Source organism: bacterium (assembly GCA_012517375.1).
In the GTDB taxonomy this organism is placed as follows: Bacteria; Hydrothermota; Tepidihabitantia; order B3-TA06; family B3-TA06; genus JAAYVC01.
Map to the genome: position 1 here is coordinate 1 of JAAYVC010000075.1, position 12,334 is coordinate 12,334.

Genomic DNA, 12,334 nt, shown 5'->3' on the forward strand with positions numbered 1-12,334 from the left:
ACGTTCCACCTCAAGAACCTTTAGCACTTCGTCTCTTACTTTCAGAAGCTGGGAGAATTCGTAAGCAAGTTCCCTGTCCTCAAGTTGAGGGTTCACTTTGGGGAAGCCAAGCAAGAAGATGCTTTCCTTTTTACCTTCGAGAGGATATGTCTTGTAAGCCTCTTCTGCCGTAAAACTCGCTAAAGGCGCAAGAAGTCTCAAAAGTACATCTAAAACTTCGGACATTACGGTTTGCACGGCGAGTCTTTGTTTCGACAGCCGCCCCCTGGTATATAACGTATCTTTTGTAACATCCATATAAAAGCTCGAAAGTGTAACGCCGCAAAATTGGTATATTGCCTGAAAACCGTGATGGAAGTTCAATTCGTCGAACGCTTCCCTGACTTTTCCGATGAGTTTCTGAAGTTCATGTAAGATATATAGTTCTCTTGGAGGTAGCTGTTTGAAAGGTATTGCGTTGCTTATATCGAAATCAGCAAGGTTGCCTAAGAGAAATCTTAATGTATTTCTTATCTTGCGGTAGGCATCAACCACTCTGTCTAGTATTTCCTGACTAACTCTCACGTCTTTGGTAAACTCAGACGATGCTACCCAAAGCCTCATGACGTCGGCCCCGTATTTTTGAACAATCTCGTCAGCGGCAATATAGTTGCCGAGGGATTTATGCATCGCCTTGCCTTCTTGGTCTACTACCCATCCATTTGTCGCAACCTGACCGTATGGCGCTTTTCCTTCCGCTCCAAGGCTGGTCATAAGCGAAACATTGAACCATCCGCGGTGCTGGTCAGGCCCTTCGAGGAACAAATCGGCCGGCCATCTAAGCCCTTGCCAGGAACGGCAGACAATGAGAGATGAGCAGGATGAGTCAAACCATACATCAAGAATATCTTGCTCCGGCTTCATCCTTTTCGAGCCGCATTTAAGACATTTGAGGTCATTGAAATGTTCCATAACATTTTCTTCGAACCAGAAATCCGCCGAGTGCTTCTCTACAAGATCAGCAGTTTTCCTGACTATAGCGGCATCAAGGAGAACCTCGCCGCAGTCCTCGCAGTAGAAAGCAGGGATGCCCACACCCCAGAAGCGCTGCCTTGAAAGACACCAATCCGGTCTCAACTCTATGGCTGCTTTGATTCTCTCGTAAGATTCGGGCGGCGTCCATTTAACCTTGGATATCGCATCAAGCGCTTTCTGGCGATGATCTTTGTAATCTACATCCATAAACCACTGAAGCGTTGTACGGAATATTACGGGATTATGACATCGCCAGCAGTAGGGATACTGGTGTTCTATCTTTGACTCATACAAGAGATTGCCCATCTCCTTAAGAGCCTCGATAACGGCTTGATTGCCTTTATTTAAGTCAAGACCTTCAAACCTTTCGCCAGCCTCATGAGTGAAATGCCCCTTTTCATCTACCGGAGAAAGAATCGGCAATCCGTATTTTTTCCCTATTTTGAAATCGTCCTCGCCGTGACCTGGGGCGGTGTGCACTATACCGGTTCCCTGGTCGGCTGTAACGAAATCGCCCTCAAGAACGGGCGATTGTCTTTCAAATATCGGATGGCGGAATTTGAGGTGAGCCAGTTCGGATCCTGTAATCCTTGTTTCAATCTTCAAATCCTTTTCCTTCCACTCAAGCTTCTTTGTCGTATGCTCATACAAAGCTTTAGCTATCAGGTATCGCTCCTCGCCTTTCTTGATTATGTAATACTCAAAATCCGGACGGATTGTCAAAGCGAGATTTGCGGGAATCGTCCACGGAGTTGTCGTCCAAACCAACGCGTATGCGCCTTCAACAGCGCCTTTAAAAATACCATCCGGGTCCTCCAGCAGCGGAAAACGAATCCATAAAGAGTGAGAAGTTTTTTCTTTGTACTCAATCTCTGCATCCGCTAGAGCCGTCTGGCAGGTAGTGCACCAGTGAATGGGTCTCAAATCGCGGTATATGTAGCCTTTTTCAACGAGCGTTGCAAAAATTCGGAGAATTTCCGATTCATATCTAAGCGACATCGTTGTGTACGGATTGTCCCACTCGCCCAAAACACCTAGTCTAACGAACTCCTCGAGCTGCACTTTTACGAAATGGCCTGCATACTCACGGCAGCGTTTTCTTACTGCAAGGCGTTCGATGGTTTTGCCTTTTTCTCTGAACTCTGAGAGGACATTATTTTCTATGGGCATACCGTGATTGTCCCAGCCTGGTACATAAGGGGCATAAAAACCGTCCATAGAACGGTATTTTATGACGAAATCCTTGACAATCTTGTTCAGAACGGTTCCAAGATGCACATGGCCGTTTGAATAAGGGGGACCGTCGTGAAGGATATAGGTCTTATCGCCTCTCCTCGCCTCTATCATCTTTTTGTAGACGTCAATCTCATTCCAGTATTTTAAGAGTTCAGGTTCGCGTTTTACAAGGTCCGCCTTCATCGGGAAGTCGGTCTTGGGCAAATGTATTGTATCTTTGTAGTTCATTGAGACTTAGGCGAATAAAACAGGTAAATAAGCGCTCCTACAACCGCGGTAACTATAAGGGGTTCCCACAGGCTTCCTGCCGAAGAGGATGAGTAGTATTCCTGGGTAAACGGCGACCGCACAAGGTCAAGGTCGCTCTCAGGAAAAGTGCTTTTCTTCTCCGTTGTCAGTCTTTTCTGGGATACAACCATGTTGTCCCGAAGAACCGTTATTTCAATATCCGCCTGCACCCAGCGTTCTATCATCTTTCTTCCCAAAAGAAGCTGTCTGTAGCTTTTTTTGTGTACGACCCTCATCTCGTTGACCAGATAACGCACTTCGGTTTCCGGCTCGGAGCCCAGGGGTGCTGCAAAATATACAGCTATTCCTTTGTCCTCGAGTACGTGCGAAAGCTCGGAGCGGACAAGATAACCGGCGTCATCCGACGAATAACGGGTATCGTATATAACGACGCTTTTTACGCTGTCCAGTCCGTTGAATCCTTGGAACATCTCCCGGAGAGCGTCTCGCGCAACGTCCCAATCGGTTGGCGTAGCCGAAAGGACTAAAAAAGTTAATATTACACCCACAGCCGCTAATTATAGGTATCAAGCCTGCAAAGTCAATACATAAGCTTAAGAGTAAATGGAAATCGAATATTATAAATAGACTTAGGCTTGACAAAAGGTTTTTTCGCTCTAATCTTAAATAAGACAAGGAGGATCGGATGGATAAAAAGAAAAGCCTTAAAATCAGCCTCGCAGTCTTGATGCTTGCAACTGCATCGTGTACGCTTCTTGATGCTCCCTCAAGGCCTGAGATAATTGTAACCTTCGATAATCTCCAGACAAAGGGATATACCGACTCCTTTGCGCCTCAATGGGATAGGAGTGGAACCAACATCTTCTTCGTAGGCTTTGGTATTTCCAAATGGGAAGGAGTGTGCAAAGCAGGACTTGGTGGCAACCTAATTGAGGAGTTAAGATTCAACGAGAATGATAATCTGGAATGGACTCTTGCAGTATCGTCCATGTCAGATGTTATGGCTTATTTGAAGGTTGATTATTCCGAACCTCAGCCAAAAGATATGATAATTATCGGCGATCTGGCGGGCAATGCAACAGATTCTTTTCTTTTCGCCGAACCTGAGTTTATATGCGTATCCGACTTATGTTTTTCAAGGACTAAAGAAAACATCCTCTATGTTTTGTTCGCCTTTGGTCAAGAACTCACAGACCTCTATCTTTTGCGCTTGAATCTTCAAACAAGGGAATACGATACGGTTCTTACATCGACAGTATACCTTGTGGACTATCTTATGACCTTCGACGTCTTTCCCCAAGATTCTGCAGTTCTTATGAACGACAGCATCTATTCTCTTGCATCGGGTGGGGTCAGGCACGTGGATTTCGGAAGTTACAGTCCATATGCATATTGCAGCATCAATCAATCGGACCCTCGCTATGTAGCGGTATCGGCATTCAAGGATTCTGCCGATACTACTAAGTGGGCCGACTATATTGCGGTTGTAGACATAATAAACGGCGATGTGCTCGAGGTTCCTGGCGCACCAAGGGACCGATGGGATTTCGGCTACGACAACGTGTTCGACGCAGTGTTCTCGCCTGACGGCAAATCGCTTGTTTACTGCGTAAACACATATTTTGATAGCGATGCTTCAACCATACTTGGATTGATAAGGGAAGTCTTTAAATAATAACCATCCTGATTGTTTGACTCTTTTTCTTATTCGCGTATATTTTCAAAAAGACCATTGGAGGCATTCGTGAAAAAACTGATAGTTTTACCTCTCGTCCTAACAGCACTCCTGTCGGCACAAATGTCCGGGCCGCAAGTGCTGGTCAAAACGTTCGGGTTTCCAATTGAGCTTGGATATACCATCGAATTACCAGCAAACTTCGATTCTACAAAAACTTACCCCCTCATAGTAGGCATTCACGGGTTCGGCGACCGAATGTCGTCCTATATCGGAACCGCCCAGTCCTTTGTTCCGGAGGGAGCAATAGGGCTTTACCCCGAATCTCCTTATCCGCTAACGCCTATGGCGGACGGCGAGAGCTTCGGGTGGACGTGGTGGTTCTGGAGCGACACAACGGAGCCAAGTTTCGTCAGCCATGACCTTACGCTCGACCAGTCCGTGCGCTGGATTGTCGCCGCCATAGATGAAGTTAAGAAAAATTATCCTGTAGATCCATCAAAGGTATTTCTCTACGGCTTTTCTCAGGGCGGATTTCTGACCTACAAGGTCGGCCTGACTTATCCTGAACTTTTCCGGGGGATCATTCCTGCGGGCGGCTGGCTTGAGATAGATTCTCTCCATCCCCTCGTTCTTGACAGCGCGGCGCTCAAACTCCCTGTGCGTATCCTTCACGGCGCATACGATAACGTAGTCGAGTTCAAGGGAGCTGAAAGCGCATACGATACGCTTAAGGCTCGCGGTCTCAGGGTAGAACTCATGAAATATCCAGTTAAACATCAGCTTACGAATGAGGGTTTTGAAGACAGCCGCGACTTCATCTGGCGGGAACTGAATCCCGACTCAACCGCCCTCATCGACCTCTTATGGCCGGATGAGTCTCTTACTTCCGAAGAACATGCGGAGCTGCTCCACAAGATGCTTCGCTCGAAAGAACCGGCGGCAGATATCGAGGCCGGTCTCTTAAAACTCTACGAGGAGGATACCTCGGAGGTCGTACGGAAAGAAATCATCTACCTCCTTGGCGCAAGACGCTGTGCAGGGGCTGAGCTTCAGCTGACCCTTATCCTCAAGGACGCAGGCCAGCCGCAGGCTTTACGGCAGGCTTCCTACTCAGCGTTAATAAAACTCGCCACTGAAAGCTCCTGGAAAACGGTACAGGGTACGCCAAAACATCTCGTCATCCAGGAGGTCATCCCGGGCGGTCAGGGCGAGGCTGTCGGCCTTTTAGCAGGCGATGTTGTTCTTTCCTACAACAACCGCAAGATAAAGACCAACGTAGAACTTCGCGAGGCGCTCTCATCCGTGAAGTCGAACACCAAGTCGGTCATCATGGCCATCGAGCGCGACGGAAAGCGCATGAAGACAAAGCTTGCGCCTGGCCGAATCGGCATCAGGCTGGCTGAAGAAATAAAGTAAGATTAATATCTAAGTTAAAAGCCCAGGCCAGCGGTCGGGGCTTTACTTTTGTTAGTCTGAGCTTCTTAATCCGGCGCTTTGTAGATTGTGTCCTTGCCGTTGTAGAACCAGAGTAGGCGGAAGTCGTGACTAAAACCCTCATGTAGTGTGCTTCCGTGGCCTTCTCCATGAGATTGGTGTATGACACCTATTCCTCTAAGACGGTAAGTATACATCCATCCTGTACCTACGTAGGAGTCTTCGTTATAACCAGAATAAAGGTGCAGGAGGGTATCCCCGCGATAGCTAACACTGAACCCTGTTGAACTCTGCGCCTCAGGAATAAGCGATATCGTGTCTCCTGGAAAGTAAGATACAGGTCCCGTAAAAACGTCGAAAACATCAAGCTTGTTTCTCCAGATTTCAACGCTATCGCCTACGTCCAGAAAACTACCGCTAAGATTAATGATAAGGGTTTCGTTCTGCCATAATGAATCAGTTACGGCTATAACAACCGTATCCCAATATTCATAATAGATTGGTTCGTAAATGTCTTCTTTGCTATATAGGTCGTGATACTCATAGCACCACTCATACCCCAACCCAAACGGGAAGTAGGTGGTGTCAAGGTCGATATCGCCGTGAGCGATGTTTGGTTCGCAACCTGCCAGCATCGCCACAAAAACCCATCCTGCAATTAAAACATATCTTGTACTTTTCATCTTTTCCTCCTTCTCCCGTGTTACGGGCTTCCAACTCTATTTCTAATCAAAAATTAGAGGACCATTCCTGCCGGTAACAGGATAACTTCGCCTCAAATAAATGATAGTCCGGGACCTATTCCTGTCAAGAGGTCATATTGGAGATATGCTGTAAGTTGGAATCAATTAGCCAGTTACCCCCTTGACTTGACCAGTATCTTCTTTAATATATTATATATAATGGAGGAGAGCGGCTGACAGACGTTCTGAGCCGGGCACGGTTTAGCTAAAGGAGGCTCTTGTGAAACGATTGGCTATGGTCATTCTAGTATCATCGGTAGTAGCTTTTGTGAATGCCGCTCCTGTTGTATCAGGCGGCGAAGGTCTGGCGCGGATAGTCGATGCACGCAACGAAGGTCTCTATAACTGGACAGCAGGCGTCTCGTTTGCCGGCATCGATCACGGCGCAGAACACATGAACGATTTGAATATCCAGACCTGGAGAAATTCGGTTCTTCGCGTGTTCGGTTCGTGGGTTCCGTTCAATCAGCTTGAAGTAATTGGTTCGTGGGGAGCAGTTTACTCCTATCCGTCACAGACTACCGCCATTCCAAGTTTTGGATTATGGGACATCGAATTGGGTGCAAAATACACAATTCCGCTTGAGTTCTGGACAGTAGGTTTCGATTCAAGAATCTACCTGCCTACCCACTCTTCATTCTTCGGACCGCCGAGTTTTGGCGGAGTTCTAAGGGTTATCGGCACCTCCGAGATGGGGATATTTACTACTCATATGAACTTGGGCGCCTTTATGCGCCAGAAACCTGGCGTGATGCTGGGCGCCGGAACCGAAGTAAGCTACGAATATCTCAATCCTTACATAGAACTTTCAGCAGAGGTCATGCCGGACTCGTTTCCATTAAGACTGACCCCGGGACTTAGAATAAAGCTGAACTCGGGGATAAGCTTCTTTTATGCTGCCGATTTCGGTCTTAACCTGGATGGCCGAAGCGTTGACGCCCGAGGCGGTCAGTACATAAACCAGATTTCTGCAGGAGTGGCGTATTCTCCATCGGAAAGAGTATCGGTCGCAAAGAGACCGGTGGCGCTTTATGTCAAAGCTCTCGACGCATCTACAGGCGAACCAGTTGCGGCCGAGGTCAATATCGCTAATCACTACCCAAGCGTTTTTGCGCTCGGCATGAGCGGCGAGCGTACTATAGAAGTTCAGAGCGGCAGGTATCAGGTTACAATAAGGGCTCCAGGTTATCTGCCGCAGACGTATATGATGACATTCAAGCAGTTCGCGAACAATTCGTTAGAAGTAAGGCTTGAACCGGATAGAACCGGAGGGTACCTTGATGTAAGAATCCTGGACAGCCAGACCGCAAGGCCTATCTCCGGAGCGTCCGTATCTATTGCGGGCATAACCCTTACGACAAACGTCTCCGGTGAAACGCGTTTTATCCTTCCATCAGGAAATTATGATGTGAATGTATCAATGCCGGGCTACATATCTCAAAATGAAAGAATAATACTAAGCCAGGGCATTCCTATGGCAATAAACCTATCCCTTCTGCGAAATGACGCGCGCATACGCATATCGGGAATACGTTTTGCATCAGGAAGCGCTGTAATAGATCCAGAATCATATCAAGCAATAGATGAAGCCGTGCGCTTCCTTAAAACCAATCCTACGGTGAGGGTTGAAATACAGGGACATACGGATTCACAAGGGTCTTATCAGGGCAACCTTACGCTTTCTCAAGAGAGAGCGCAGTCGGTTCGTGACTACCTTATTCGCGTTCACGGCATATCGGCTGACCGTCTTGAAGCGAGAGGTTATGGTTCAAATGTTCCCGTTGCGTCGAATGATACCGAGGCCGGAAGGTCGCAAAACAGAAGGGTGGAATTAGTCGTAATCAAGTAGAAATATACTAAAAAGGTGTTTTGATTGAGAGAGGAAAATGGCTGATAAAGTCGAGATTATTGAAGGCGGTATTCTTCACATAATCGTCGAGGGAGAACAGACAGGTGAGGACGTCGCCTTCGCATCAGCCGAGTCTGACAGATTGCTCCAAGAGAACGACATCAAAGAGATCCGCTACCTTGTTGATTTTTCCGAAGCGGGCAGAATTGACCCATCCGCGCGCCAGGCGCTCAAGGACAGGCTCAAGAATGTCGAGCAGAGAGGGAAGGTCAAGTACGCTATTGTCGGATTGTCAAAAACCCTCGCAAACCTCATCAGCCTCTATGTGAGAGCGATTCACGCCGAATCGGAGTACCGCTTCTTTAAAACAAAGGATGAGGCGCTTGCCTGGCTTGTGGGGATGAATCCAAACCCCTGAGGGCGCGCTTTTTTAAGCATTATTGTCCAATTCTTAATATCCTAACGAAGGAGCAGTATCTTTGCGCCAGTTCTTTGTTTGTCCGCCATAAGTCTCACGAAATAAACGCCAGCAGGGAGCGTGCGACCGCTTTCGTCCTTTCCGTCCCATGATAAAGAATAGTTTCCTGCCGTTTGGAACTCATTTTCCAACGAGAGAACCTTGCTGCCCGATGCATCCCATATTCCGATTTCGACATATGAGTTTTGAATCAGTGAATAATTGATAACAGTATGGTTCTTAAAAACAAGTGGATCGCATCGCAAGTCTGAGAGCTTCATCGGTGATTTCTCGTTTACGCTTGCAGGCTGAGGTCTGCGCGGAGCTTCTATGTTTACCACGGCTTCAACAAGGGTGGTCAGCCCAAGGGGGAGGCTATCCGGAATTACGTACCAGCATGAAGCCAGGGCTTTAGGCTGGTAAGGACCCCAACCAAAGTTCAGATGCCATTCGGGTTCACCCTCCTCGTCTTCCGATTGCCTGAAACCGTCACAGACAAGGGTATGACCGCCGATTTCGCCGACGATTACGATTATGGCCGGCATGGAATCCTTCATGTTCTTTTCGAGTACGTCATAAAAATCTCCACCGTCACCTGTGCGAAACTCAGCTGTCGAAAATCCGAAATGCTCGAGCAGACCGTGCGCGCACCAGCTGTTGGTGAATACGCCGGAAACCTGGCTCGTGTAAACCGACTGCGTAGAGACCCCACAGGCGTAAGCTATATCGGCGCATACACCGCCGGACGGATCTCCATGATTGTAGTCTATGACCGGGATAGAGGCAGCTGGTGCATCTATTGGAATGGTGCGTCCAAGGTAGTCGCTCGTGTAGCTGTCCTCGTCCTTGAATATGACCGAATCCGGGTACTGCCAGAAGCTTATTATCTGACCCATCGTTACCGCAGGGCAGCCGGCAAGACAGACTACATTTGTCACAGGATCCATCGGACAGGAATCATTGTAAGGCGAACCTTGAGTCCACGCAGACTCTATCCACCCTCCGCTTAAGGTTTGGCCGGCAGGCGGCCAGCTCTCGCCTGCGGTAGATGCAGATTCCTCGCAGGACAGAAACTCCATCCATCTCCTCTGATTGGCCTCAATCCTTCTTTGGCTGATAAGACCGAGGTCTAAAGCCTTTAACCTTCTGGAAATGTCAGCCCTGAGAATATCAAGCAGCGGGTTATCTTCAGACAATGAGAAGGAGCCGTGTTCGCAGTAAGCGATAACGGGTGTCAGTCTAGTATCGGCTGTTACGACAACTAAACCTTCTGGATCGAGCGCGCAAACGTATGCGAGTATTCCAGCGCTTGCTTCAATAACGACTGGCTCAGACGAACGCAGAGCGTATGTTTGTCCATATCCTTTGCGCGCGTTCATGATTCGTACCTGGACTGAAGCGACCGCTCCGGCGCTTAATGGGTCAACGACAGATGTCTCGGATGCCGCGGGCAGGAATGCAAAAATCACAAACGAAAGCAACCTCATCTTGAAAGCCAAAAACATCGAGTTTTCCTCCTTGGATCGATTATTGAAAGGACTTTACTTGGTTAAGCATTCGTGTCAACGCCCGCGTATTTACATCCTTATCGAATCCGGTAGAACAAGTCATGAGCATCCACCGATTGCGCCGCAGAATAGGCGTCGAGTTTATGCCCTGGGGGGTAGCTGAAGCGAGAATCGTTCACCGACTGCTTTCTCCGAAACCAGGGGAGCGGCTTCTAGAAGTAGGCAGCTCGTCGGGTTATCGTGTCGAACGCTACTCGAAAATCGGCTTGGACGTCTACGGAATAGACGCCGATCACGATGCAATCGAGTCAGGCATGAGGTTTAACCCAACCGTCAAGTTGATAGAGGCAGATGCGTCAGCGCTTCCTTTCCCTGCCTCCTTTTTTGATAAGCTGCTCTGCGTCCACCTGCTGGAACACCTCGCCAATCCTCAAGATGCGATTCACGAGATGGGCCGGGTGCTCAAGCCAGCTGGAAGCGCCATAATCGTCGTACCTTGCGAACGTATCAGGGGCGACACCGCCTTCGCCGGTTGGCTTAGATTCAAGAACCTTCACCTGCACAAGTATACGCCGCCTGAAATCTCAAGGCTGATCGCGCCTTACTTCAAAATTGAAGTCGCTTTTTTCCATACACTTATCCCTGGAAGATTCGTTCCGATGTCGCTAAAGTCCACACCTCTTCAGTACTACTTTTCTTTTGCCATGATCTTCAAGTTGAAGAAAGATTGACCTGTGGTCGTTTTCATCGTCTGATTATCGAAATGGAGGCTTCATGTTTTTAAGAAAGCGCGGCTTATGCAGCCTAATTCTATTGTTCATCAACGTCTCATGCACAAAGGTCATGCTCGATAATGATTTTCACAGGAACCTCAAGGAGCGCGAGGAGGTGATCAGGATGGTTAAGAACGGCGAATTTGAAATTAAAGCAAAACTCAACATAATTCAACTTCCTGAAAGATACAGACATATATCCAGAGGGGGAGGAGTTATAATGGTGGAAAAATACGAAGACGGAATTGGGGTATTCTTTTTTACGTTCAGGGGTATCTTGGATAATTTTTCAGGCTTCATTTACAGGGACGATAACGCATGCCCTGACTCGACGGATTTTTCAGGCGATTTCAAGCAAGTAGAGAGAATTTGTGAAGGGTGGTTCTGGGCCGCCTCGTATTAGCAAAGACAAGTTTGGGGCAATCAGGACAAAAGCAAGTCTACTATCTCACCTGTATCAGAGAGATCCGAACGCAGCCATGTCGGGTTTTCCTGCTTCAACTCCTCGACGGGAGTCCAGCCCGAGGCGACGCAAAGCGCTCGGATGCCGTACGCTTTTGCAGCCTTGACGTCATTGGGCGAATCTCCTACAAGTATCAAGTCGCTTTTTGATATTGACTTATTTGCCTCGACCTCTGCCCGAGCATGAGCGTATGAGCAGAGCTCGGCTCGGTCGTCGGATTCGTCGCCGAATGCGCCGAAGCTGAAATAATCCGTAAGTTCCGCTTTCCCTAGTTTTGCAAATGCACCCTGCTGGCAGTTGCCGGTAACAAGACCCAGGAGCGCATCTCTCGAATCCAACTCGTCGAGTATGGCGGGCACGCCGGAGCAGAGCTGGAACTTAGTCCAAGTGCGTAACTTAACTTCCAAAATCCCGCCGTATACTTCAAAAAGCCTGCCGAGTTTTTCGTGAATCTCCGTCAGCTCAAACCCAGCTTCAGTCATAAGTGCGCGCACCACACCTATGTCGGTTGCGCCTATAAATGACGCATCCATGATTCTTCCGCTTGTGCCGAACACGTCCTTCAACGCTTGGCCCATCGCCTCCTTTACAATAAAGCCCGCTTTTAGAAGGGTCCCGTCGATATCAAATAGAATAGTCCTCATTAAGTTTCAATAATACGGTTGATTAGACGTATGTCAACTTAATTCCTCACAAAAATGCAACGCGGTTTTTGCTGGAATTCGTCGAGTCAGGATTAAAGTATCGAGGTCCAGAATCATGGACAAAAAGTGGTCAAAAGCTGGTCAGAAGATGGTCAGAAGTTGGTCAAAAGTTGGTCAAAACCACCCCAAAATAATGCTCGAAGCATTATTTTGGGGACCCCGAGTCGAGTCAGGATTAGAGGTTGGTGGTCACATTTCGAGAAGGGCGCCACGTTGCCCTCACCCA

The 12,334-nt window shown here is 48.1% G+C and carries 11 protein-coding genes; 6 read left to right on the forward strand and 5 right to left on the reverse strand.

What is annotated here, in order from left to right:
* Both ileS and GX441_08260 read right to left on the reverse strand, forming a co-directional pair.
* A partial coding sequence (ileS, locus tag GX441_08255) for an isoleucine--tRNA ligase (protein ID NLI98633.1) occupies positions 1-2,478 on the reverse strand: 2,478 nt, incomplete at its 3' end.
* Entirely contained in the window at positions 2,475-3,047 is a 573-nt protein-coding gene (locus GX441_08260; protein ID NLI98634.1) for a hypothetical protein, read from the reverse strand. The genes ileS and GX441_08260, both read right to left, overlap by 4 nt.
* 137 nt (positions 3,048-3,184) lie before the next feature.
* On the opposite strand from GX441_08260, the gene GX441_08265 reads away from it, so the two are divergent.
* Positions 3,185-4,174 (forward strand): hypothetical protein, encoded by a 990-nt coding sequence (locus GX441_08265; protein NLI98635.1) that lies wholly within the window; start codon positions 3,185-3,187, stop codon positions 4,172-4,174.
* 69 nt (positions 4,175-4,243) lie between these two features.
* Positions 4,244-5,593, forward strand: a complete 1,350-nt coding sequence (locus GX441_08270) for a prolyl oligopeptidase family serine peptidase (GenBank protein NLI98636.1) — start codon at positions 4,244-4,246, stop codon at positions 5,591-5,593.
* A 65-nt stretch (positions 5,594-5,658) separates the two neighbouring features.
* On the opposite strand, the gene GX441_08275 is transcribed toward GX441_08270, so the two are convergent.
* The gene (locus tag GX441_08275) at positions 5,659-6,294 is read right to left on the reverse strand and encodes a hypothetical protein (GenBank protein ID NLI98637.1); all 636 of its coding nucleotides are present in this window, start codon (positions 6,292-6,294) and stop codon (positions 5,659-5,661) included.
* A gap of 280 nt (positions 6,295-6,574) precedes the next feature.
* Between GX441_08275 and GX441_08280 the strand changes: the two genes are divergently transcribed.
* Positions 6,575-8,203 carry an OmpA family protein gene (locus GX441_08280; protein NLI98638.1) on the forward strand — a complete coding sequence of 543 codons (1,629 nt, stop codon included), beginning with the start codon at positions 6,575-6,577 and terminating at the stop codon, positions 8,201-8,203.
* Between the two features lie 37 nt (positions 8,204-8,240).
* The gene (locus GX441_08285; protein NLI98639.1) at positions 8,241-8,621 is read left to right on the forward strand and encodes an STAS/SEC14 domain-containing protein; all 381 of its coding nucleotides are present in this window, start codon (positions 8,241-8,243) and stop codon (positions 8,619-8,621) included.
* Between the two features lie 41 nt (positions 8,622-8,662).
* Here the strand turns inward: GX441_08285 and GX441_08290 are convergent, their stop codons facing one another.
* Positions 8,663-10,165 (reverse strand): hypothetical protein, encoded by a 1,503-nt coding sequence (locus GX441_08290; protein NLI98640.1) that lies wholly within the window; start codon positions 10,163-10,165, stop codon positions 8,663-8,665.
* Positions 10,166-10,269: 104 nt separating this feature from the next.
* Between GX441_08290 and GX441_08295 the strand changes: the two genes are divergently transcribed.
* Both GX441_08295 and GX441_08300 read left to right on the forward strand, forming a co-directional pair.
* Positions 10,270-10,899, forward strand: a complete 630-nt coding sequence (locus tag GX441_08295; GenBank protein NLI98641.1) for a methyltransferase domain-containing protein — start codon at positions 10,270-10,272, stop codon at positions 10,897-10,899.
* Positions 10,900-10,942: 43 nt separating this feature from the next.
* Positions 10,943-11,344, forward strand: a complete 402-nt coding sequence (locus tag GX441_08300) for a hypothetical protein (protein NLI98642.1) — start codon at positions 10,943-10,945, stop codon at positions 11,342-11,344.
* Between the two features lie 20 nt (positions 11,345-11,364).
* On the opposite strand, the gene GX441_08305 is transcribed toward GX441_08300, so the two are convergent.
* Positions 11,365-12,048: an HAD family hydrolase gene (locus tag GX441_08305; GenBank protein NLI98643.1), complete on the reverse strand. Its 684-nt coding sequence runs from the start codon at positions 12,046-12,048 to the stop codon at positions 11,365-11,367.
* Positions 12,049-12,334: the final 286 nt, after the last annotated feature.

Coding starts and splice junctions, on each gene's coding strand:
- GX441_08265 (NLI98635.1), top strand. CDS start 3,185: ATGGATAAAAAGAAAAGCCTTAAAATCAGCCTCGCAGTCTTGATGCTT.
- GX441_08275 (NLI98637.1), bottom strand. CDS start 6,294: ATGAAAAGTACAAGATATGTTTTAATTGCAGGATGGGTTTTTGTGGCG.
- GX441_08285 (NLI98639.1), top strand. CDS start 8,241: ATGGCTGATAAAGTCGAGATTATTGAAGGCGGTATTCTTCACATAATC.
- GX441_08290 (NLI98640.1), bottom strand. CDS start 10,165: ATGTTTTTGGCTTTCAAGATGAGGTTGCTTTCGTTTGTGATTTTTGCA.
- GX441_08295 (NLI98641.1), top strand. CDS start 10,270: ATGAGCATCCACCGATTGCGCCGCAGAATAGGCGTCGAGTTTATGCCC.
- GX441_08300 (NLI98642.1), top strand. CDS start 10,943: ATGTTTTTAAGAAAGCGCGGCTTATGCAGCCTAATTCTATTGTTCATC.
- GX441_08305 (NLI98643.1), bottom strand. CDS start 12,048: ATGAGGACTATTCTATTTGATATCGACGGGACCCTTCTAAAAGCGGGC.